The organism is Microbacterium sp. P26 (assembly GCF_023712585.1).
Classification (GTDB): Bacteria; Actinomycetota; Actinomycetes; order Actinomycetales; family Microbacteriaceae; genus Microbacterium; species Microbacterium algihabitans_A.
Map to the genome: position 1 here is coordinate 163,073 of NZ_JAMAXZ010000005.1, position 20,733 is coordinate 183,805.

Annotated in this window: 21 protein-coding genes and 1 tRNA gene; 5 read left to right on the plus strand and 17 right to left on the minus strand. The window is 71.6% G+C overall.

What is annotated here, in order from left to right; genetic code table 11:
• The first annotated feature begins 49 nt into the window (after positions 1-49).
• On the plus strand, positions 50-601 hold the full coding sequence (locus M3667_RS11425; RefSeq protein ID WP_251508103.1) for a methylated-DNA--[protein]-cysteine S-methyltransferase: 552 nt from the start codon (positions 50-52) through the stop codon (positions 599-601).
• A 146-nt stretch (positions 602-747) separates the two neighbouring features.
• Here M3667_RS11425 and M3667_RS11430 read toward each other — a convergent pair whose 3' ends face one another.
• Entirely contained in the window at positions 748-2,364 is a 1,617-nt protein-coding gene (locus M3667_RS11430) for a sodium/solute symporter (protein ID WP_251508104.1), read from the minus strand.
• The gene (locus M3667_RS11435; RefSeq protein WP_251508105.1) at positions 2,361-2,714 is read right to left on the minus strand and encodes a DUF485 domain-containing protein; all 354 of its coding nucleotides are present in this window, start codon (positions 2,712-2,714) and stop codon (positions 2,361-2,363) included. The genes M3667_RS11430 and M3667_RS11435 overlap by 4 nt, the downstream gene beginning before the upstream one ends.
• Before the next feature lie 139 nt (positions 2,715-2,853).
• On the opposite strand from M3667_RS11435, the gene M3667_RS11440 reads away from it, so the two are divergent.
• Both M3667_RS11440 and M3667_RS11445 read left to right on the plus strand, forming a co-directional pair.
• The gene (locus tag M3667_RS11440) at positions 2,854-3,705 is read left to right on the plus strand and encodes a LuxR C-terminal-related transcriptional regulator (protein ID WP_251508106.1); all 852 of its coding nucleotides are present in this window, start codon (positions 2,854-2,856) and stop codon (positions 3,703-3,705) included.
• 113 nt (positions 3,706-3,818) lie between these two features.
• A complete protein-coding gene (locus M3667_RS11445; protein WP_251508107.1) occupies positions 3,819-4,106 on the plus strand; it encodes a Fe-S cluster assembly protein HesB in 288 nt (95 codons plus the stop codon).
• 320 nt (positions 4,107-4,426) lie between these two features.
• Here M3667_RS11445 and M3667_RS11450 read toward each other — a convergent pair whose 3' ends face one another.
• From M3667_RS11450 to paaA, 7 genes are all read right to left on the minus strand, one after another.
• On the minus strand, positions 4,427-5,164 hold the full coding sequence (locus M3667_RS11450; protein WP_251508108.1) for a hypothetical protein: 738 nt from the start codon (positions 5,162-5,164) through the stop codon (positions 4,427-4,429).
• 68 nt (positions 5,165-5,232) lie between these two features.
• A complete protein-coding gene (locus tag M3667_RS11455) occupies positions 5,233-6,003 on the minus strand; it encodes an enoyl-CoA hydratase/isomerase family protein (RefSeq protein WP_251508244.1) in 771 nt (256 codons plus the stop codon).
• Between the two features lie 5 nt (positions 6,004-6,008).
• Entirely contained in the window at positions 6,009-7,145 is a 1,137-nt protein-coding gene (paaE, locus tag M3667_RS11460; protein WP_251508109.1) for a 1,2-phenylacetyl-CoA epoxidase subunit PaaE, read from the minus strand.
• Positions 7,145-7,630: a 1,2-phenylacetyl-CoA epoxidase subunit PaaD gene (gene paaD, locus M3667_RS11465; protein ID WP_251508110.1), complete on the minus strand. Its 486-nt coding sequence runs from the start codon at positions 7,628-7,630 to the stop codon at positions 7,145-7,147. The genes paaE and paaD overlap by 1 nt, the downstream gene beginning before the upstream one ends.
• Positions 7,624-8,484: a 1,2-phenylacetyl-CoA epoxidase subunit PaaC gene (gene paaC / locus M3667_RS11470; RefSeq protein WP_251508111.1), complete on the minus strand. Its 861-nt coding sequence runs from the start codon at positions 8,482-8,484 to the stop codon at positions 7,624-7,626. The genes paaD and paaC overlap by 7 nt, the downstream gene beginning before the upstream one ends.
• 92 nt (positions 8,485-8,576) lie before the next feature.
• Entirely contained in the window at positions 8,577-8,882 is a 306-nt protein-coding gene (gene paaB, locus M3667_RS11475) for a 1,2-phenylacetyl-CoA epoxidase subunit PaaB (protein WP_055838158.1), read from the minus strand.
• Positions 8,882-9,853, minus strand: a complete 972-nt coding sequence (gene paaA, locus M3667_RS11480) for a 1,2-phenylacetyl-CoA epoxidase subunit PaaA (protein WP_251508112.1) — start codon at positions 9,851-9,853, stop codon at positions 8,882-8,884. Before paaA ends, paaB begins: the two co-directional genes overlap by 1 nt.
• A gap of 104 nt (positions 9,854-9,957) precedes the next feature.
• Here paaA and M3667_RS11485 point away from each other — a divergent pair, with 104 nt between their 5' ends.
• Positions 9,958-10,620 carry an HAD family hydrolase gene (locus tag M3667_RS11485; RefSeq protein ID WP_251508113.1) on the plus strand — a complete coding sequence of 221 codons (663 nt, stop codon included), beginning with the start codon at positions 9,958-9,960 and terminating at the stop codon, positions 10,618-10,620.
• Between the two features lie 344 nt (positions 10,621-10,964).
• Here the strand turns inward: M3667_RS11485 and M3667_RS11490 are convergent, their stop codons facing one another.
• The 8 genes from M3667_RS11490 to M3667_RS11525 all read right to left on the minus strand — a co-directional run bounded on the left by M3667_RS11490 (position 10,965) and on the right by M3667_RS11525 (position 19,239).
• Entirely contained in the window at positions 10,965-12,275 is a 1,311-nt protein-coding gene (locus M3667_RS11490; protein ID WP_251508114.1) for an AMP-binding protein, read from the minus strand.
• The gene (paaI, locus tag M3667_RS17035) at positions 12,272-12,991 is read right to left on the minus strand and encodes a hydroxyphenylacetyl-CoA thioesterase PaaI (RefSeq protein ID WP_308196456.1); all 720 of its coding nucleotides are present in this window, start codon (positions 12,989-12,991) and stop codon (positions 12,272-12,274) included. The genes M3667_RS11490 and paaI overlap by 4 nt, the downstream gene beginning before the upstream one ends.
• Entirely contained in the window at positions 12,988-15,045 is a 2,058-nt protein-coding gene (gene paaZ, locus M3667_RS11500) for a phenylacetic acid degradation bifunctional protein PaaZ (protein ID WP_251508115.1), read from the minus strand. Before paaZ ends, paaI begins: the two co-directional genes overlap by 4 nt.
• Complete coding sequence (locus tag M3667_RS11505; RefSeq protein WP_251508116.1) at positions 15,045-15,962, minus strand: 3-hydroxyacyl-CoA dehydrogenase family protein; 918 nt, start codon at positions 15,960-15,962, stop codon at positions 15,045-15,047. The genes paaZ and M3667_RS11505 overlap by 1 nt, the downstream gene beginning before the upstream one ends.
• The gene (locus M3667_RS11510; protein WP_251508117.1) at positions 15,959-16,843 is read right to left on the minus strand and encodes an enoyl-CoA hydratase/isomerase family protein; all 885 of its coding nucleotides are present in this window, start codon (positions 16,841-16,843) and stop codon (positions 15,959-15,961) included. Before M3667_RS11510 ends, M3667_RS11505 begins: the two co-directional genes overlap by 4 nt.
• On the minus strand, positions 16,836-18,026 hold the full coding sequence (locus tag M3667_RS11515; protein WP_251508118.1) for an acetyl-CoA C-acyltransferase: 1,191 nt from the start codon (positions 18,024-18,026) through the stop codon (positions 16,836-16,838). The genes M3667_RS11510 and M3667_RS11515 overlap by 8 nt, the downstream gene beginning before the upstream one ends.
• Positions 18,027-18,366: 340 nt before the next feature.
• Positions 18,367-18,439, minus strand: a tRNA-Arg gene (locus M3667_RS11520).
• Positions 18,440-18,453: 14 nt separating this feature from the next.
• Positions 18,454-19,239: an NRDE family protein gene (locus tag M3667_RS11525; RefSeq protein WP_251508119.1), complete on the minus strand. Its 786-nt coding sequence runs from the start codon at positions 19,237-19,239 to the stop codon at positions 18,454-18,456.
• A gap of 222 nt (positions 19,240-19,461) precedes the next feature.
• On the opposite strand from M3667_RS11525, the gene coaBC reads away from it, so the two are divergent.
• Positions 19,462-20,673 (plus strand): bifunctional phosphopantothenoylcysteine decarboxylase/phosphopantothenate--cysteine ligase CoaBC, encoded by a 1,212-nt coding sequence (coaBC, locus tag M3667_RS11530; protein WP_251508121.1) that lies wholly within the window; start codon positions 19,462-19,464, stop codon positions 20,671-20,673.
• Positions 20,674-20,733: the final 60 nt, after the last annotated feature.

The window sequence follows — 20,733 nt, forward strand, 5'->3', positions numbered from 1 at the left end:
CCCGGCATCCGCCGCAGCACGAGACCGACGCGGTCGTGAGGATGAGCGCATGAACAGAGTCACCAGCACCGATTACGACAGCCCGGTGGGGCCGGTCCTGCTCACGTTCGTCGACGACGCCCTCGTGCGCCTCGACGTCGCGCACGACGGTCTCGACCTCGCCCGCGAAAGCATCGCCCATCGACTGGGGGTCATGGCCGAGCCGGATTCCGCAGTGGGGGCGTCGCTCGTGGCGCAGCTCGACGAGTACTTCGACGGCGCGCGCCGGGAGTTCGACGTGCCGCTGGACTTCCGCCTCGTGCGCGGGTTCACCCGCTCAGCGCTCGAGGCGACGTGCGAGATTCCCTACGGCGAGGTGGCCTCGTACGGCGAGGTCGCGCGAATGGCCGGCGTCGATCGCGCCGCTCGCGCCGTGGGTACCGCGTGCGCGTCGAGCCCGTTCTCGATCGTCGTTCCGGTGCACCGCGTCGTGCGCTCCGACGGATCGATCGGCGAGTACGGCGGTCATCCCGAGGTGAAGCGGTTCCTGCTGACGCTGGAGGCGGAGGCGCTGCTGGGCGGCTCCCTCCCGGTCGACGAGGCGGACCGCGCCTCCGCGTGAGCGTCTCGGCTCGCACCCTCTCCGATTCTCCTGGGGGACGCGCCGTGGGATGAGGGGGGCGGATGCCGACGACCACCGCACCCGCACGCGACGACGCCCGGCCCCGCCGAAGCGAGGACCGGGCGCCGGGCGACCGCAGCGGGCCGCTAGTGGTTCGAGGCCTTCTCGGCTCCGAAGCCGGTGAGTGAGCGCACGTCCATCTCGGCGGCCTTGCGCCGATCCTCCGCGACGCGCGAGGTCACCGACCCGAGCCAGCCGAGGAAGAACCCGAGCGGGATCGAGACGATGCCCGGGTTGTTCAACGGCCAGATCGCCACTCCCGTGTTCACGAACACACTCGTGGGGGTTCCCCAGAACACCGGCGAGAGGAAGATCAGCAGGAGCGCCGAGCCGAGCCCGCCGTACATGCTCCACACCGCACCGCGCGTGGTGAACCGGCGCCAGAACAGCGAGAAGAGGATCGTCGGCAGGTTCGCCGACGCCGCGACGGCGAAGGCGAGGGCGACCAGGAAGGCCACGTTCTGTCCCTGGACTCCGATGCCGCCCAGGATCGCGAGCACGCCGATCACGATCACCGTGCGCCGCGCCACCTTGACCTCTCCGTCGGGCGGCACGTCGCCCTTCTTCACGACGTTCGCGTAGATGTCGTGGGCGAACGACGCGGCCGCGGTGATCGTGAGACCCGCCACCACCGCCAGGATCGTCGCGAACGCGACCGCCGAGATGAAACCGAGCAGCAGCGGACCGCCGAGCGCGAAGGCGAGGAGGGGGGCGGCGGCGTTGACTCCGCCGGGCGCCGCGAGGATGGCATCCGACCCCACGAGGGCACCCGCGCCGTAACCGAGCACGAGGGTGAGGATGTAGAAGAGGCCGATCAGCCAGATGGCCCACACCACCGAGCGACGGGCCTCCTTCGCGGTGGGCACCGTGTAGAAGCGCATCAGCACGTGCGGGAGGCCCGCGGTGCCGAGCACGAGGGCGAGCGCGAGCGAGATGAAGTCCCATGGGTTCTTGCCGTACTGCAGGCCCGGGGCCAACACGGCGTCGCCCTTCGGCGACGCCGCGACGGCGCTCTCGAGCAGGGTGTTGAGGCTGAAGCCGTTGATCGCGAGCACCCACACCGTCATGACGACCGCGCCGCCGATGAGCAGGAACGCCTTGACGATCTGCACCCACGTGGTGCCCTTCATGCCGCCGATGAGCACGTACACGATCATCAGGATGCCGACGACGGCCACCACGATCGACTGCCCCACCCGCTCGGTGATGCCGAGCAGCAACGACACCAGTCCGCCGGCACCCGCCATCTGCGCGAGCAGATAGAAGAAGCACACCGCGAGGGTCGTGATGGCCGCGGCCATGCGGACCGGACGCTCCTTGAGCCGGAACGACAGCACGTCGGCCATCGTGAACTTGCCGGTGTTGCGCATGAGCTCGGCCACGAGCAGCAGAGCCACCAGCCACGCCACCAGGAAGCCGATGGAGTAGAGGAAACCGTCGTAGCCGTTGATCGCGATCGCCCCGACGATGCCGAGGAACGACGCCGCCGAGAGGTAGTCGCCCGCGATCGCGAAGCCGTTCTGCGGACCCGTGAACGACCGGCCCGCGGCGTAGTAGTCGGCCGCCGTCTTGCTGTTGCGGCTGGCCCGGATCACGATGAACAGCGTCACGGCGACGAACGCGCCGAAGATCGAGATGTTCAGAACCGGGTTGTTCTCGACCGTCTGCACGGCCGCATCGATGGAGGCGAGCACGTCGTTCACGAGCGACCCCCCTCAGCGCGTTCGAGCTCGGAGCGCAGCTGCTCGGCCCCCGGGTCGAGGCGACGGTTGGCGTACGCGACGTAGCCCATGGTGATGGCGAACGTGGTCACGAACTGGCCGAGCCCGAAGAGCAGCCCGACGGTGATGGCGCCGCTGACCGGCTGCGCCATGAACTCCGGCGCGAACGACGACAGCAGAACGTAGACGAAGTACCAGACGAGGAACGCCACCGCGAGCGGGAAGACGAAGCTGCGTTGCCGCCGCTTCAACTCCCGGAACGGGGCGGACTCCTCGACCGCGATGTAGTCGACGCCGCTGGTGTGCGCGTCGTCGATCCGACGATCCGTCATGTGGCCTCCTTGCCTCATGCGTCCGGCGCAACGCTGCGCCGATCGGGGAAAAGTCCGGGTCGGCGTCAGCTTTCCCGGTGATACAGTCGACGCTACGAAACGCGGCGATGAAGCCGTCACCCCCGGAAGTAGGTAGTGCGTGGCTGCACCCTCCGCACTTCGAGACGATGCGACGCTCGTGTCGCACGCGGTCGTCGAACTCGCCCGACGCACGCATTTCCCCGTCGCCTTCGGCGGCCTCGAGCACGACGGCGCCGTGCACGTGTCGAGCATCGTCGGCGCCCGCACGCGCAGCATCGAGGGGCTGGTGGTGCACGCCTCGCGCGGCCTCGGCGGACGAGCGCTCATCGAGCGGCGCCCCCGCATGACCCTGGACTACCGCACCTCGCGCTCGATCACCCACGACTACGACCGCGCGATCCTCGGCGAGGGGATCGCGACCTTGTTCGCCGTGCCCGTGCTCGTGGGCGGCACCGCACGTGGCGTGCTCTACTGCGGCTCGTGGGCCCAGGCGCCGGTCGGCGAGGTCGAAGCGCGCCCCGCGTTCGACGTCGCCGGAGAGCTCGGCACCGAACTGCGCGTGCGCGCCGAGGTCGAGCGCCGCCTGCAGTCGGCGCCCACCCCCGAGAGCGGGCTCAGCGCCGGAGCACGGGAAGAGATCCGCGAGAGCTACGCGCAACTGCGCAGCATCGCCGCCACCGTCGGCGACGACAGCGTGCGCCGCCGCCTCGAAGACGTCGAGGGCCGGCTCGCCGCCCTCACCGGCGACATCCCCGTAACCACCCCCGACCCCGACGTGCACCTCTCGCGCCGCGAGATCGACGTACTCGCGTGCGCGGCAGTCGGGTCGACCAACGGCGAGATCGCGACCACCCTGCAACTGCGCGAGACCACCGTGAAGTCGTACCTCGCCTCGGCGATGGCCAAGCTCGACGCCTCGACGCGGCACGCCGCGGTCACCCGCGCGCGCCGCGCGGGACTGCTCCCCTGACGCCTGGGCACCCGGTGGGAAAGCCCTGGCAATGGCCGTCTGAGGTTGAGAGCCGCGCGGATTCTCGGCATCGTGGCTGACTTCTGTCGTCGATCAGAGAAAGAGAGTCGCCCATGCTGACGCTCACCGAAGAGGCCACGACCGCCGTCAAGACCATCACCGCCCAGATTCCGGACGCCCCGCACAGCGGCATCCGGATCGAGGGTGCCGGCTCCCCCGAGTCGCAGTTCAAGCTGAGCGTCGTCGACGCCCCTGCCACCGGCGACGCCGTCGTCGAGAACGCCGGAGCGCGCGTCTTCCTCGACAGCGACGCCGCAGCGGTGCTCGACGACCGCGTGCTCGACGCGCAGGTCGACCCCGAGCAGGGCTCGGTGCAGTTCGCGGTGACGAACGCCGCCTGACGCGCTGACGCTTTTCGATCGATGCCCCGGCCGCGCGCCGGGGCATCGTCGTGTGCGGGCTCGTGCGGCGGGCCGATCGGGGTGTCTTCGCGTTCGGCGGATCTGCCGGGGGGGCCGCGAGGGTGCGCAGAGTGCCCGAGACTGCACCTCGCTGACATCCCCGCGTCAGGCTGCAACGGCGATGTCAGCGAGATGAAGTCTCGCGATGAGTGTGGGCCGCGAGCAGCGCGGGGCGCGGCGATCGCGCGGCGCGACGAGCGCGCGGTGCGGCGTTCGCGCGGCGCGAACGAGCGCGCGAGAACGGGGCGGATGCCGCGACCTCAGCCCCGGAAGACCACGATCTCTTCGTTCGGGGCGTCGTAGACGAACTGCAGGGCGGTGCCGGGAGGCAGATCGGTCGCCCGGATCTCGGCGGAGTCTGCCGTGAGCTGCAGCGCTCCGTTGGCCGGGAAGGTCCCCGCTCCGCACGAATCCAGTAACAGGCGCCCGTCATACGAGAAGCCGCCGTTGGTGACCTCGAGCAGGTCGGGCTGCCACACCGTCATGCATCGGGCTGCGTTCTCGTCGGCCTCGAACGGGGCGTAGGTGATGACGCGAAAGCCCTCGAACTCTTCGTATGCCGACACCGCGCTCGTGACGCCCCGGGTCAGCGCGGCCGGGACGTCGAAATCCGGATCGGGAGCGAGACGCGCGATCTGCGTCGCCCCGACCTGCAGGGGGTCGGTCTGCACGCGTTGCACCAGCACGAGCGCCGTCGCGGCGCACGCGACGACGAGGGCCGCCGCGGTCAGCAGGATCGTCGTGGAACGCCGCAGGCGCGGCATCCGGAACCTCCGACGCGGCGGGTCGGATGCCGCGGGCGGTTCCTGCGCATCGCTCGGCTCGCTCGGCTCGTCGGTGGCCTCCGGCACGGGCGGAGCGGGGTCGTCGGCGCTCGCGCGGCTCTCCAGTTCGATGAGTCGGCGCAGCGCCACCGGGTCGGCGGAGATGTCCGCCCCGGGGGCGTAGGCCCGTCGGCGGAGATCGGCGAGTTCGTCGTCATCGTCGATGCGCGGCATGGTCCGATTCAATCAGCGATGCCACCGCGCCCCACGGACGGATCGCGCACGGGTACTCGGATTGCGCGTCAGCGGCCCGTGAACTCCGGTCGACGCTTGGCCTGGAACGCGGCGAACCCCTCGCGGTAGTCCGCCGTGGCGGCCAGGGCGGCCTGCGCGCGGTTCTCCAGGGCCATCGCGTCCCACAACCCGAGGCGCCCGTCGCGCACCGCGGCCACGACGCGCTTGCTCGCGCGGAACGCCGCGGTCGGCCCCGCCGCCGCCGTACGGGCCGCCAGCGCCGTGGCATCCGTCACCTCGTCGGTCAGGAAGACCCGGGAGAACAGCCCCGCGCGCACCGCCTCGTCGCCCGACATCAGGCGTCCGGTGTAGATGAGGTCGAGGGTCGCATGGATGCCGAGGCGCTCGGCGAACAGCGCATGACCGCCCGAGTCGAGGGTCGCACCGAGGGCGGCGAAGGGCGAGCCGATCTTCGCGGTGTCGGCGACGTAGACGACGTCGGTGGCGATCAGCAGGCCGAGTCCCACGCCGAGGCACGCGCCGTGCGCGACGGCGAAGGTCGGTGCGGGGAACATCGCCATACGTCGCAGCAGCGGGGTGAGCGTGTCGTCGAGGTAGCCGCCGACGTCGTCGGTCGCGGGATCGACGCCCGAGATGTCGCGGCCGGCACAGAACGACGGGCCCTCTCCGCGCAGCAGCACGGCGCGGGCGCCGTCGGCCTCGGCGCGGTCGTACGCGGCGGCGAGCTCGTGCAGGTCGTCGAGTCCGAGCGCGTTGCGGCGAGCGGGCGCGTTCAGCACGATCTCGGCGACGCCCTCGTCGAAGCGGTAGTCGATCATCGCGCTCACCCGTCGTAATCGACGCGGACGGCGTCGGTGCTCGGGTGCGACTGGCAGGTGAGGACGTACCCGCGCTCGATCTCGTCGGGCTCGAGGGCGTAGTTCTCGGTCATCGACACGGCGCCCTCGATCACGCGGGCGCGGCAGGTTCCGCACACGCCTCCCGCGCACGCGAACGGCACATCGGGGCGCACGCGGAGCGCGGCGGCGAGGATCGTCTCGTTCGCCGCGACCGGGCTGTCGACCGAAGCCGACTGCCCGTCGAGCGTGAAGTCGATGCGGCGAACGGGTTCGTCCTGGCGCACGCGCACCGGGCGCGCTCCCCCGGTCTGCGCGGGGGCGTCGCCCTCGCCCGCGGTGAACAGCTCGAAGCGCACGCGCTCCCGCGGCACGCTGACCTCGGCGAGCACCTCGCGGCACAGCTCGACGAGGGCGAACGGCCCGCACAGGAACCACTCGTCGACGGATGCCGGATCGATGAGCCGCGAGAGGATCAGCCGCAGCCGCTCGTCGTCGATGCGACCCGAGAACACGGGCGCCGCGCGCTGCTCGCGGGACAGCACGTGGTGCAGCGTGAGGCGGGACGGATAGCGGTCCTTGAGGTCGGCGAGCTCGTCGACGAACATCACGTCGGTCGACGACCGGTTGGCGTAGACGATGGTCATGCGGCTGTCGGCGGACCGCTCGAGCACGTCGGCGGCGAGCGCCATGATCGGGGTGATGCCCGAGCCCGCGGCGATCGCGACCACGTGGCCCGTCGAGGTCGAGGCCTTCGAGACGAAGGTGCCCTGGGGACTCATGACGTCGACCTCGTCGCCGGGGCGCAGGCCCTCGTGCGCCCACGTCGAGAAGCGACCGTCAGGGTCGCGCTTGATGCCCACGCTGATCGAGCCGCGCGCCGGCGGTCGGCAGATCGAGTACGAGCGGCGCAGCTCCTCGCCGTCGATGCGGGCGCGCAGCGCGACGTACTGACCGGGCGCGTAGTCGAACGCGTCGGCGAGGTCGTCGGGCACCGCGAAGGTCACCTCGATCGCGGTCGCGGTGAGCGGGCGCACGTCGGCGACACGGAGGGTGTGGAAGCGGGCGCGGGCGCGCGGGGTTCCGGGCGTGGCGGCCGGGGTCGTGGCATCCGTCATCGTCATCAGAGGGCCTTGAAGTGGTCGAAGGGTTCGAGGCACGCGCGGCACTCCCAGTGCGACTTGCACGAGGTGGAGCCGAAGCGCGAGACCTCGCGGGTGTTCAGCGAACCGCAGCGGGGGCAGGCGACGCTCAGCATCACGCGGATGGGTCCCGCGGGCGGACGTCCGGTCGGCGGCGCGATGCCGTACTCGGAGAGCTTGCGCTTGCCGTCGTCGCTCATCCAGTCCGTCGTCCACGCGGGGGTGAGCGTCGTTTTCACCACGGCGTGATCGAAACCGGCCGCGGTGAGCGCGAGCACGATGTCGTCGCGGATCGCGTCGACCGCGGGGCAGCCCGAGTAGGTCGGGGTGATCGTGACGGTCACCGTGTCACCGTCGAGGCGCACGTCGCGGAGCACGCCGAGGTCGTCGATCGTGAGCACCGGCACCTCGGGGTCGACGACGGCCGCGACGACCTCGCGCGCGCGTGCGAGCGTCGCGGTCACCACGTCGCTCCCGGATGCCGGCGGGCCAGCACCTGCATCTCGGCGAGCAACGGCCCGAACGACGGGTGGTGGGCGCCGCGGCGACCCCCCGCGGAGGAGCCGGGGATCGAGGGGACGGGCACGTCCTCCTCGGCCAGGACGGCCCCGAGCACGTCGTCGACGCGACCGCGCAGCGACGAGGGGCGCACCGCGGTCCCCTCGAGACGCTCGTGCAGCGGCTCGTCGCGGAACAGCTCGTCGAGGTACGGCCACACGTCGTCGAGAGCGACGAGGAAGCGCCGACGCGACTGGTCGGTGCCGCCGGCGAGGCGCAGCGTCCACTGCACCGCGTGGTCGCGGTGGTAGTCGACCTCCTTCTCGGCCTTCGCCGCGACCGCGGAGATCACCGGATCGGCGGATGCCGTGAGCTCGCGGTACAGCTCGAGCAGATACGCGGATGCCAGGAGCTGACGGGCGATCGTGTGGGCGAAGTCGCCGTTCGGCAGCTCGAACAGCCAGGCGCTGCGGAACTCGGGCTCGTCGCGCCAGTAGGCGAGGTCGTCTTCGCTGCGGCCGTCGTACGACCCCGCGTAGCGCAGGAGCGAGCGGGCGTGACCGAGCAGGTCGAGGGCGATGTTGCCGAGGGCGACGTCTTCTTCGAGCTCGGGTGCGCGGGCGATCCAGCCGCAGAGGTTCTGCGACAGGATCAGCGCGTCGTCGCCGAGGCGCATCGCGTAGGCGGCGACGTCGGGGTCGGTCGCGCGGTCCTCTCCCCCGGCCAACTCGGCCGAGAGCTCGCGCACGTCGAGCGAGACGTCGCCGTGCGGGTCGCCGCCGTGAGGGTTGTGGGCGTCAGGGGCTTCGACAGGCTCAGCCACCGTCGCTGCGCCAGGTCCCTGAGCCTGTCGAAGGGACCGGTCCCCCGCGTCGGGCTCGGCCACCGGCGCCGCGCCGTGATCGGTCGACCTGCTCACAGGTGCGGCACCCCCTCCGACGCGGTGTAGTACACCGCGTGCCGGTAGTTCTTGCCCGCGGGCGACTCGAAGAACGCGCCCTTGGCTCCCGGGTCGCTCGTGGTCACGGCATCCGAGGGCACGACCCACACCGAGACGCCCTCACCGCGACGGGTGTAGAGGTCGCGGGCGTTGCGCACCGCGAGCTCGGCGTCGGGCGCGTGGAGGGAGCCGACGTGCACGTGACTCAGACCGCGGTTCGCGCGCACGAAGACCTCCCACAGGGGCCAGGTCTCGGCGGGGCTGCCGCCGGGGGTGGCCATCAGGCGGCCGCCGTCTCGGTGCGGGCGGCGCTCTTCTTGACGGCGTAGGCCGCCGCGGCCTCTCGCACCCACGCACCCTCTTCGTGCGCGGCGCGGCGGTTCTGCAGGCGCTGGCGGTTGAGCGGCCCCCGACCCGCGAGCACCTCCTGGAACTCGGTCCAGTCGATCTCGCCCATGTCGTACTGGCCCGTCTCGTGGTTGAAGCGCAGCTCGGGGTCGGGCAGGGTCACGCCCAGCACCGCGGCCTGCGGCACGAGCATCGAGACGAAGCGCTGGCGCAGGTCGTCGTTGCTGAAGCGCTTGATGTTCCACGCCATCGACTGCGCCGAATTGGGCGAGTCGTCATCGGGAGGTCCGAACATCATCAGGCTCGGCCAGTACCACCGGTCCACGGCATCCTGAGCCATCTTCCGCTGCTCGTCGGTGCCCTGCATGAGCGTCAGCAGGATCTCGAACCCCTGACGCTGGTGGAACGACTCCTCTTTGCAGATACGCACCATCGCGCGGCCGTAGGGTCCGTACGACGCACGGCACAGCGGCACCTGGTTGCAGATCGCGGCGCCGTCGACGAGCCAGCCGATCGCCCCCATGTCGGCCCACGTCGGGGTCGGGTAGTTGAAGATCGACGAGTACCGCGCTTTGCCGTCGACCAACTGCTGCGTCATCTCGTCGCGCGTGATGCCGAGGGTCTGCGCGGCGGAGTACAGGTACAGCCCGTGGCCGGCCTCGTCTTGCACCTTCGCGAGCAGGATCGACTTGCGCTTGAGGCTCGGCGCGCGGGAGATCCACGCCCCCTCGGGCTGCATGCCGATGATCTCGGAGTGCGCGTGCTGCGAGATCTGGCGGATCAGCGTGCGCCGGTAGCCGTCGGGCATCCAATCGCGCGGCTCGATGCGTCCGTCGGCCTCGATCAGGGCGTCGAACATCGCCTCGCCGTCGAGGGCCTCCGTCGTGGGGGCGGTCATCGTCATCGTCGACTCCTTTTACAGACCGATCGTTCAGTAAAAGTGTAGCCGGGGGACGCACGAGCTGCAACGGCCGTGACCCTCGAACTCCGACCGGATGGAGTGGGGTCATGGCCGACACTGCGATCTTCGACGTCGACGGCACCCTCGTCGACACCAACTACCAGCACGCACTCGCGTGGTACCGCGCGTTCCGGCGCTTCGACCTCGTTCTGCCGGTCTGGCGGATCCACCGCTCGATCGGCAAAGGCGGCGACCAGCTCGTCCCCGCACTCGGGGGCGACGCCGTCGAGCGCCAGCACGGCGACGCCCTGCGCGACGCCTGGAGCGAGGAGATCTCCCCCTTCATCGACGAGGTCCGCCCGTTCGACGGCGCGCACGACCTGCTGCTGGCCGTCAAAGAGCGGGGCTTCCGCGTCGTGCTGGCGAGCTCAGGCAAGAAGGACCACGTCGAGCACTTCCTCGATCTGCTCGATGCGCGCGAGCTCGCGGACGCGTGGACGACGTCCGACGACGTGGAGGCCAGCAAACCCGCGCCGGATCTCGTGCAGACCGCGCTCGCACGCGTCTCGGGCGCACACGGCGTCATGATCGGCGACTCCCCCTGGGATGCGATCGCCGCCTCGAAGGCATCCGTTCCCACGATCGCCGTTCGAACCGGCGGCTTCTCCCGGGAAGAGCTGACGGATGCCGGGGCCGAAAGCGTCTTCGACAGTCTCCGCGACCTCATCGACGGGCTCGACGACACGCCCCTCGCGCGCTCGGGAGGCTGAGGCGCCACGCGGCCCCCGCCGCCTCGGCGAGACCGCACGCGGCCGTCGAGGACGCACCCGATTGAAGCCCGACGGGTGCGTCCTCGACGAAGCGGTGCGTCCTCGGCGCGCGGGCGCGAGGCCCGTTCGTCGAGCCGCGTCGGGGAGGCCGCATCGCGGGCCGGGCCGCATCGCGGGCCGGGCCACAACGCAGCCGGGCCACAACGCAGGAGACCGGGCGGCGCGGCGGACCCGATCCCCTTGATCCGGCGGGCGACTCGGGCGGAGCCGCCCCGATCTCCTGCGTTGTGCCCGAGAGGCGCGGCGCATCCCGCCCGGCCCGCCGGGCCGGCGGACCCCGGTTCTCAGCGCAGGTCGTACACGCGCTTGTACTTGCCCTCGCTGCGGGGCAGCACGCCCGGCTCCTCGACGCGCACGTCGACGGTCGTGCCGATCAGCACCTTGATGCGCTGCTGCAGCACGACGCCGGCGGCCTCGCACACCTCGCGGTCGAGGGCCGGATGCCGCTCGATCCGCACGGTCATGGCATCCATTCGTCCTTCTCGACGCAGCTCGAGCACGAAGTGCGGGGTGAGCTTCTCGATGCCCAACACGATCTCTTCGATCTGGGTCGGGAAGAGGTTCACGCCGCGCAGGATGATCATGTCGTCGTTACGGCCGGTGATCTTCTCGATGCGCCGCATCGCCGGGAACGCCGAGCCGGGCTGCAACCGGGTGAGGTCGCGGGTGCGGTAACGGATGACCGGGAACGCCTCCTTCGTGAGAGAGGTGAACACCAGCTCGCCGAGCTCACCGTCGCCGACGGGCTCACCGCTGTCGCCGTCGATCGTCTCGGGCAGGAAATGGTCTTCCCAGATGTGCGGACCGTCCTTGGTGAGGGCGCTCTCGGATGCCACGCCCGGGCCCATCACCTCGCTCAGGCCGTAGATGTCGACCGCGACGAGGTCGAGGCGACGCTCGATCTCGTGACGCATCTCGTTCGTCCACGGCTCCGCGCCGAGCACCGCGACCTTCAGCGAGGTCGAGCGCGGGTCGACGCCGGCCGCCTCGAGCGCGTCGGCGATGGTCAGGAGGTAGCTGGGCGTGCACAGGATGGCATCCGGCTCGAAATCCTGGATGAGCTGCGCCTGCCGCGCGGTCTGCCCGCCCGACATCGGGATCACGGTCGCGCCGAGGCGCTCGATGCCCGCGTGGGCGCCGAGACCGCCGGTGAACAGGCCGTAACCGTAGGCGTTGTGCACGCGATCTCCGGCGCGGATGCCGGCGGCACTCAGCGACCGCGCGACGAGATCGGCCCACCGGTCGAGGTCGCCCGCGGTGTAGCCGACGACGGTGGGGCGGCCGGTCGTGCCCGACGACGCGTGGATGCGGCGGACGTCGGCCATCGGCACCGCGAACATGCCGAAGGGGTAGGTCTCGCGCAGGTCGGCCTTGGTCGTGAAGGGCAGCAGGCGGATGTCGTCGAGGCTGCGGATGTCGTCGGGGCCGACCCCGGCCTCGTCGAACTTCCGTCGGTACAGCGCGACGTTCTCGTAGGCGTGGCGCACGGTCCACTGCAGCCGTTCGAGCTGCAGCGCGCGCAGGCTCTCGAGCGGGATCGCGGTCGGATCGACGGATGCCAGGAAGTCGGGGCGCGGTGCGGCGGTCAGGGTCATCGGGACACCTCCGTGGTCGTGAGCGCCTCGTCGCGCTCGGGTGCGGGGTCGGTTGCGGTGGTCCCTGAGCGTGTCGAAGGGACCGGGGCGTGCCCAGCCCGGGGGCCGGTGCTCTGCGCACCCTCAGTGATCTGCACATCCTCAGCCGCGACACCGGCGGGTGGCGCTGAGGTTGCGCGAATCGCTGAGCGTGCGTCGCGGGACGTGTCCGCGCCCGAACGCCCCGCGCCCTGCGCACCCTCAGTGATCTGCACATCCTCAGCCGCGACCCCGGCGCGTGGCACTGAGGTTGCGCGAATCGCTGAGCGTGCGTCGGCGGGTGCCGGCGGCCGGCGATCCGTCGTGATGCTGCGGCCGCGCACCTCGGCGACGAGGTCGCCCGTCTCGTCGGTCACACGGATGTCGTACAGGCCCGTCCGGCCGCTGCGCGCACGGCGGGCGGCCGTCGCGGTGAGCGTCTGCCCCGCGGTCGTCGACTTCAAGAACGTGATGTCGGCGCCCCCGGCGACCGTGACCCGCTCGTCTTCGTTGCACGCGATCGCGAACGCCGTGTCGGCGAGGGTGAAGACGAGTCCGCCGTGGGTGATGGCGAAGCCGTTGAGCATGTCGTCGCGCACGGTCATCGACACGCGCGACTCCCCCGGCGCGTCGTGCTCGACGACCATGCCGAGCATGCGCGAGGCGTTGTCGTTGCGCATCATCGGCCGCAGGCTCATGCGAGCACCCCTGCCGGCCGAGGAGCGGGCGCCCACGTCTTGGCCACGAGCGTGAGCACGTCGTATTGCGCGACGAGCTCGTCGTTCTGGTTGCGGATCACGGCGTCCCACCGCACCTCGCCGTACTCGTCGGTCTCGCGCGGGGTGATCTGCTTCGCCGTCAGGGCGACGCGGATGCGGTCGCCGGGTGAGACGGGGGTGACGAAGCGCAGGTTCTCGAGCCCCGAGTTGGCGAGCACCGGGCCCGGCGCGGGGTCGACGAAGAGCCCCGCCGCCCACGACACCAGCAGGTAGCCGTGCGCGACGCGCCCCGGGAAGAAGGGGTTCGCCGCCGCGGACTCCTCGTCCATGTGGGCGTAGAACGTATCGCCGGTGAAGTTCGCGAACACCTCGATGTCGTCGAGGGTGACTTCGCGTTCGGCCGATTCCACGGCATCCCCGATCCGAAGATCCGAGAGGGGTTTGCGGAACGGGTGGACGCCGGCGGAGTCGGTCTCGGCTCCCGGATGCCACACCCCGGTCAACGCGGTGAGCATGCGGGGCGAGCCCTGGATCGCGGTGCGCTGCATGTAATGGAGCACCGAGCGGATGCCACCGAGCTCCTCACCGCCGCCGGCGCGGCCGGGTCCGCCGTGCACGAGGTGCGGAACGGGGGCGCCGTGTCCGGTCGAGGTGCGGGCGTCGTCGCGGTCGAGGAAGAGCACGCGGCCGTTCATCGCGCCCACGCGGGTGAGCAGCTCGGTCGCCACGTCGGGGTCGTGGGTGGCGACGCTGGTGACGAGCGATCCCCCGCCGCGGCCCACGATGGTCGCAGCCTCGGCGACGTCGGCGTACTCGACGATGCTGGCGACCGGGCCGAACGCCTCGATGTCGTTGACGGCCGGGGTCGCGGCATCCGCGAAGGAGAGCAGCATCGGCTGCAGGAACGCGCCGTCGGCGGGAGCTCCCTCGGGAGCCTCGGCGGATCCGACCACGAAGCGCCCGCCGGCGTCGGTGAGGGCGCGAACCTGGCGCAGCACCTCGTCGCGCTGGGCGATCGACACGACGGGCCCCATCGTCACGCCCTCGGCGCGCGGGTCGCCGATGACCACGCGCTCGGCGATCTTGTCGCGCAGGGCCTGGGCCACGGCATCCGTCATGCCCGTCGGCACGATCGCGCGGCGGATCGCCGTGCACTTCTGACCCGCTTTGGTCGTGAGCTCGACCAGCAGCTGTTTGACGTAAGCGTCGAACTCGGGGGTTCCGGGGGTGGCGTCGGGGCCGAGGATCGAGGCGTTGATCGAGTCGGTCTCGCTCGTGAACCGCACGCCGGGCTTCGCCTGGGCGCGCAGGCGCTCAGCGGTCGAGGCGCTGCCGGTGAACCCGACCGTGTCGCCGAGGTCGAGCAGGTCGAACAGGCCCGGGACGCTCCCGCTCACCAGCTGCAGCGATCCCTCGGGCAACAGACCGGTCTCGACGACCATGCGCACCCACGCCTCGGCGACGTAGGCGGTGGGGGTCGCGGGCTTGACGATCGTGGGGAGCCCGGCGAGGAACGCCGGCGCGAACTTCTCGAGCGCACCCCACATCGGGAAGTTGAAGGCGTTGATCTGCACCGCGACGCCCGGCAGGCGCGTGTAGACGTGCCGGCCGAGGAACGAGCCGTCCTTCGACAGCGGCTCGATCGGTCCGTCGAGCACGACCGTGCCGGCGGGCAGCTCGCGCCGCGCCTTCGACGAGAAGGTGAACAGCACGCCGATGCCGCCATCGAGGTCGCTGAGGGAGTCGCGGCGGGTCGAGCCGGAGCGCTCCGAGAGGGCGTAGAGCTCTTCGCGGCGCTCGTTCAGCGCGATCGCGAGGTTCTTCAGCACCATCGCGCGCTGGTGGAAGGTCAGCGCGCCGATGCTCTTCTGCCCCGTCTCACGGGCGAAGGCGACGGCTCCCGCCAGATCGAGCCCGCGCGTGCTGACGCGCACGATCTCCGCACCCGTCGAGGCGTCGCGCACGATCGCCGCGTCGGGGTCGCTCTCGGGGGCCCACCAGGCGCCGTTCACGTAGCTGGGGAGGAAGGTCATCAGGCGCTCCATTCGTAGAATCCGCGGCCGGTCTTGCGGCCCAGGTGCCCCTGGGCGACGAGGTCGCGCAGCAAAGCGGGCGGGGTGAAACGCGCGCCGAACGCGCGCTCGAGCTCTTCGGCGATGCCGAGGCGCACATCGAGTCCGACGATGTCGGTGGTGCGCAAGGGCCCCATCGGGTGCCGGTAGCCCAGCTCCATCGCGGTGTCGATGTCGTGCGCGGTGGCCACGCCCTCTTCGAGCATGCGGATCGCCTCGAGCCCGAGTGCGACCCCCAGGCGGCTCGATGCGAAGCCCGGCGCGTCGCGGACGACCACGGCGGTCTTGCCGATCGCCTCGACCCACTGGGTCGCTCGCGTGACGACCGCGGCAGTGGTGGCATCCCCGGTCACCACTTCGACGAGGGCCGACGCCGGCACGGGGTTGAAGAAGTGCAGACCGAGGAACCTGTCGGGACGAGCGAGCGAGGCGGCGAGCGCGTCGATCGAGATGGAGGAGGTGTTGGATGCCACGACCGCATCGCCCTGGACAGCTCGCTCGATCCGCGCGAGGGCGTCGAGCTTGAGGTCGCGATCCTCGGGCACGGCCTCGATCACGAGGCCCGCCTCGGCGAACGCTTCTGCGTCGACACCGGTGGTGAGGGTGTCGGCATCCGGAACCTGCGTTCCGCGCTCGGCCGAGCGGGCCAGGGCGGTGTCGACGCGCTCCCGTGCCTGGGCGGCAGCGGCCTCGTCGCGCTCGACGACGTGCACGCGGGCTCCGGCGAGCAGAAAGGCGTGCGCGATCCCGGCGCCCATGCGGCCTCCGCCGAGCACCCCGACGACGGCGGGGACGGATGCCGTGGCTCCGGCGGGCGCGGAGTCGGGCGCAGCGGCGGTGCCGGCGCGGGAGGGAGACGTGGTCTCGGGAAGGGTCACTTCTTCTTCCTCTCGAGGAACGCCGTCATGCGGGCGCGTTTGTCGGCGCTGTCGAAGAGCTCGGCCTGCAGCTCTCCGTCGATCGCGGGGTGGTCGGCGCGGGGCGCGAGCAGAGCGCGCTTGGTGAGGATCGTCGCGCGCGCCGAGTTCGCAGCGATGCGGTCGGCGATCGCGTGCGCGGCGGGCAGCAGGTCGTCGGGCTCGTGCACGCTCGACAGCAGCCCCCAGGCGAGAGCCTCGTCGGCGTCGATCACGCGCGCGGTGAGCAGCAGCTCGCTCGCGCGGGCGTGGCCGACGATCTCGGGCAGACGCCACGAGGCGCCGGCGGCGGCGATGATGCCGAGGCCCGGCTCGGGGTTGCCGAAGCGCACGCGCGGGGTGCCGAGGCGGATGTCGGCCGCGTAGGCGAGCTCGGCTCCCCCGCCCAGCGCGAAGCCGTCGACGGCGGCGACCACGGGCATCGGGAGGTGCCGGATGCGATCGAACACCGTCGCGTTGATGCCGCGTCGCGCGTCGTCGCCCGTGCGCTCGCGCAGCTGGGCGATGTCGGCTCCCGCGGCGAAGATCCCGCCCGCACCGGTGACGATGAGGGTGCGGGGATCCGCCTCGAGCTCGTCGCAGAGGGCGTGCAGCTCGTCGACCATGGCCTGGTCGATCGCGTTGCGCACGTCGGGGCGGTCGAGGGTCGCGACGATGCGGTCGTCGGCGGCGTCGATGCGGAGGCGCGCTGACCCCGGCGCGCCGACGGCTGTGCCTGAGGCGCCGGGGGCTGAGCCCGTCGACGCCTCCGGCCCCGGGGCTTCGTGGGTACCGGTCCCTTCGACAGGCTCAGGGACCTGGGTGGGCTCAGGGGCCCGGGCCGACGTACGAGACTCAGCCATTGATCCGCTCCACGATCATCGCGGTGCCCTGGCCGACGCCGACACACATCGTGGCGAGGCCGTAGCGCGCGCTCTCGCGCTCGAGGCGCCCGAGCAGCGTCACGAGGAGCCGCGAGCCGCTCGAGCCCAGCGGATGCCCCAGCGCGATCGCCCCTCCGTCGGAGTTGACGATCTCGGGGTCGAGCCCGAGGCGGCGCATGCACGCGAGCGACTGCGAGGCGAAGGCCTCGTTGAGTTCGACGGCGCCGAGGTCGGATGCCGAGAGCCCGGCCTTCGCGAGGGCCTTCTCGGTCGCCGGCACGGGGCCGAGCCCCATGATCTCGGGAGCGAGAGCCGCGGAGGCGTGCGCGACGATCCGCGCGCGAGGCCGGAGTCCGTAGCGCTCGACGGCTGCGGGGCTCGCGACGAGGAGGGCCGAGGCCCCGTCGTTGAGCGAGCTGGAGTTGCCCGCGGTGACGACCTCGCCGTCCTTCACGACCGGCTTGAGCCTCGCCAGCGCGTCGATCGAGGTGTCGCGGCGCGGACCTTCGTCGGTGTCGACGATGCCCCGACCGGTGCCGACGCCGATGATCTCGCCCGCGAAGCGACCGGCATCCTGAGCTGCGATCGCCCGCTCGTGGCTGCGCAGCGCGAAGGCGTCGGCATCCGCCCGCGAGATCCCGTCGAGGCGAGCGACCTCTTCGGCCGTCTCGGGCATCGAGAAGGTGGCCTTGTCGCGCGCGGCGAGACGCGGGTTGGTGAAGCGCCAGCCGATCGAGGTGTCGAACGCCGCCCCGGGCTTCGCCCACGCCTTCTCGGGCTTCGCCTGCACCCAGGGCGCGCGGGTCATCGACTCGACGCCGCCGGCCACAATGAGGTCGGCGTCTCTCGCGCGCACGGCCTGCGCGGCGAGCGCGATCGCGCTCATGCCCGAGGCGCAGAGGCGGTTGACGGTGAGACCCGGGATGCTGTCGGGAAGCCCCGCGAGCAGCACGGCCATGCGGGCAACGTTGCGGTTGTCCTCCCCCGCCTGGTTCGCGGCGCCGAGGATGACCTCGTCAATCGCCTCGCCGGGAACGCCCGCGCGGGCCACCACCTCGGCGACGACGAGGGCCGCGAGGTCGTCGGGACGAACGGATGCCAGAGCCCCGCCGTACCGCCCGACCGGGGTGCGCGCACCGCCGATGAGAAACGCCTCCGCCATCGTCTTCCTCTCCCCCGCCGACTCTGGCGGGGCCCGTCCACCTCACCCGCGAGGTTTTCCGACCGATCGTTCAGTAATCATGCCACGACGGAGCACGACGAGGCAACGGGCGGGTGCCGAGGGGTGATGCGGGGGCGGCCGTCGCGGTGGACACGCGGGATCATCCGATCGCGGCACGTCCCCGGCGCCCGCGCGGCGGCCCGTGGGGGCAGCGGAGGATGATCGGGCACGGGAGCACCGACCCGGCCCGCGAGATTTTCCGCCGACCGAATCTCCTCCCGCGGCGCGACCGCGCAGACGACGCCGGCGGCGAGCGCCCGCGCGCGGCGAGAAACAACGGTGCCCCCGACAGGATTCGAACCTGCGACGCCCGCGTTAGGAGTGCGGCGCTCTATCCCCTGAGCTACGGAGGCGGGGCTTTTCCAGCCTACTGCGCGGTACGGGGCGAGGCCGTCGCGCGCGACCCGGCCCCCGAGTCGTCGGAAGAGAGCGGGCGGATGCCGTGTCGCAGGCCCGCGATGAGACCGTCGTCCCAGGTCCCCGGCTCGACGGGGGTCGCTTGGCTCAGCTCGACGCCGGCCGGACCGACCGTCGCCGCACACACCAACAGCGACTCGAGCACGTGCCCGTCGTGCTCGTCGCGGCGCAGCACCGATGCCGACGGATCGGCGGTGGAGGACTCGACGACGCCGAGCCACGGCATCCACCATTCCGATCCCTCGGCGAGGCCCGCATCGCGGAACGCCTCGAGCCAGCGCGCGATGCGCGGGGTGCCGGGGTCGTCGACCGCGTGGTGGGCGATCATGTGGGTCCCGGGGGCGAGTGTCGTCCGTCGCGCGATGAGGCCGTCCCATTCGACGAGGTGGGCAGCGTCGGCATCGACCACGACGAGATTGAAGCCGCGCGTGGGAGGAGTGTCCGGAATGCCGGCGCCGACCGCATCGAGGGGGATGCTCCCCCGGCTCACGACCTCGTCGTCGCGGCGGGCCGAGAGGTCTTCGCGATTGAGGAGCACCGCGAGTCGCCCGGCGTCGGGGTCGACGGCCAGCCAGGCTCCTCCGGCGCGGTCGTCGCGCACGCCCAGAACGCCGGGACGCTCGGGCCACCAGGCGCCGAGGCCCCGCCACGGACGATCGCGCTCCTCGTCGCGGACGGCGAGGAGACGCACGGGCTCACCCGCGCGGTGGGGGACGTCGATCACGACCGTGCACATTCCGTCAACGCTACTCGCGGGCGGAGGGACAGGGCCGTTCGCGCTCGAGCCCCCGCCGTGAGCGCCGCTCCTCGCGCGTCGCCCCTCACGCACCCGCGACGTCATGAGAACAGGAGGAGTCACCGGAACAGGACGATCGGCGCCGTAACAGCCTGTTTCCGTGACTTCTCCTGTTCTGGTGACGCGCCACCCGCCGCGCGCACGAACTGGGAGACTGGGGCGATGTTCGTCGTCGTCGGAGTCACCGGGGGAATCGCCGCCTACAAGACCGTGAGCCTCGTGCGGCTGCTGGTGAAGGCCGGGCACGACGTGCACGTCGTCCCCACCGCCGACGCGCTGCGGTTCGTCGGGCTGCCGACGTGGGAGGCGCTGAGTCGCAATCCGGTGACCACTTCGGTGCACGACGACGTCGCGAAGGTGCGGCACGTCTCGCTCGGCCAGTCGGCCGACCTCGTCATCGTGGCCCCCGCGACCGCGAACACCCTGGCATCGATGGCGGCGGGATTGGCATCCGACCTTCTCGGCACGACGCTGCTGGCGACGACCGCTCCCGTCTTGGTGGCGCCGGCGATGCACACCGAGATGTGGCGGCATCCGGCGACCGTGCACAACATGGAGGTGCTGCGTGCGCGGGGCGTCCACGTCGTGGGGCCCGCCGACGGCGTGCTCACGGGAGGCGACTCGGGTCCGGGTCGCATGTCGGAGCCCGAAGAGATCGCCTCGGCCGCTCTCGCCCTCGTCGCGCGTTCGAGAGACCTCGAGGGCTTGGCGGTCGTCGTGAGCGCGGGCGGCACTCGCGAGCCCATCGATCCCGTGCGCTTTCTCGGCAATCGGTCGAGTGGTCGCCAGGGCGTGGCGATCGCCCACGCCGCCGCCGAGCGCGGGGCGCGCGTGACCCTCGTCGCCGCTCATCTCGATGGCGTCGTGCGGCCCGGACCGGGCATCGAGGTCATCGGGGTGGGCACGGCCGACGAGCTCGGACGGGCGATGGATGCCGCTGCCCCCGACGCCGACGTCATCGTCATGGCGGCCGCGGTCGCGGACTACTCCGTCGCGTCGGTGTCGGACACCAAGTTGCGCAAGCAGGACTCCCCCGGCACCCTGACTCTCAAGTTGCGCGAGAACCGCGACGTCGTGGCAGGGCTGGTCGCGAACCGCCGCGCGGGGCAGACGATCGTCGCGTTTGCCGCTGAGACCGTGAGTGGCGATGCCGAACTGCTCGAACGCGCCCGGGCGAAGGCCGCACGCAAGGGCGTCGACCTGTTGGCCGCGAACGCGGTCGGGTGGACGCAGGGTTTCGAATCGACGCAGAACGCCCTGGTGATCGTGGACCGCGACGGCGCAGTGGTCGCCGAGGTGGCGGGCTCGAAGGACGACACGGCACACGCTCTGCTGAATGCGGTGCTGACGGCGCGGGCGGGGCAGACGAGCTGAGCCCGCCCGGCACGCGACCGGGCCGGTCCCGCCGTGCGGCGAATCCGGCCCGGTCGGCGG

Coding starts and splice junctions, on each gene's coding strand:
- paaB (WP_055838158.1), bottom strand. CDS start 8,882: ATGGCCACCCCCGGCGGCAGCCCCGCCGAGACCTGGCCCCTGTGGGAG.
- M3667_RS11450 (WP_251508108.1), bottom strand. CDS start 5,164: ATGCCGCGCATCGACGATGACGACGAACTCGCCGATCTCCGCCGACGG.
- M3667_RS11525 (WP_251508119.1), bottom strand. CDS start 19,239: ATGTGCACGGTCGTGATCGACGTCCCCCACCGCGCGGGTGAGCCCGTG.
- M3667_RS11510 (WP_251508117.1), bottom strand. CDS start 16,843: ATGGCTGAGTCTCGTACGTCGGCCCGGGCCCCTGAGCCCACCCAGGTC.
- coaBC (WP_251508121.1), top strand. CDS start 19,462: ATGTTCGTCGTCGTCGGAGTCACCGGGGGAATCGCCGCCTACAAGACC.
- M3667_RS11515 (WP_251508118.1), bottom strand. CDS start 18,026: ATGGCGGAGGCGTTTCTCATCGGCGGTGCGCGCACCCCGGTCGGGCGG.
- M3667_RS11425 (WP_251508103.1), top strand. CDS start 50: ATGAACAGAGTCACCAGCACCGATTACGACAGCCCGGTGGGGCCGGTC.
- paaE (WP_251508109.1), bottom strand. CDS start 7,145: ATGACGATGACGGATGCCACGACCCCGGCCGCCACGCCCGGAACCCCG.
- M3667_RS11435 (WP_251508105.1), bottom strand. CDS start 2,714: ATGACGGATCGTCGGATCGACGACGCGCACACCAGCGGCGTCGACTAC.
- M3667_RS11445 (WP_251508107.1), top strand. CDS start 3,819: ATGCTGACGCTCACCGAAGAGGCCACGACCGCCGTCAAGACCATCACC.
- paaA (WP_251508112.1), bottom strand. CDS start 9,853: ATGACGATGACCGCCCCCACGACGGAGGCCCTCGACGGCGAGGCGATG.
- paaZ (WP_251508115.1), bottom strand. CDS start 15,045: ATGACCTTCCTCCCCAGCTACGTGAACGGCGCCTGGTGGGCCCCCGAG.
- M3667_RS11455 (WP_251508244.1), bottom strand. CDS start 6,003: ATGATCGACTACCGCTTCGACGAGGGCGTCGCCGAGATCGTGCTGAAC.
- M3667_RS11485 (WP_251508113.1), top strand. CDS start 9,958: ATGGCCGACACTGCGATCTTCGACGTCGACGGCACCCTCGTCGACACC.
- paaI (WP_308196456.1), bottom strand. CDS start 12,991: ATGAGCCTGCGGCCGATGATGCGCAACGACAACGCCTCGCGCATGCTC.
- M3667_RS11490 (WP_251508114.1), bottom strand. CDS start 12,275: ATGACCCTGACCGCCGCACCGCGCCCCGACTTCCTGGCATCCGTCGAT.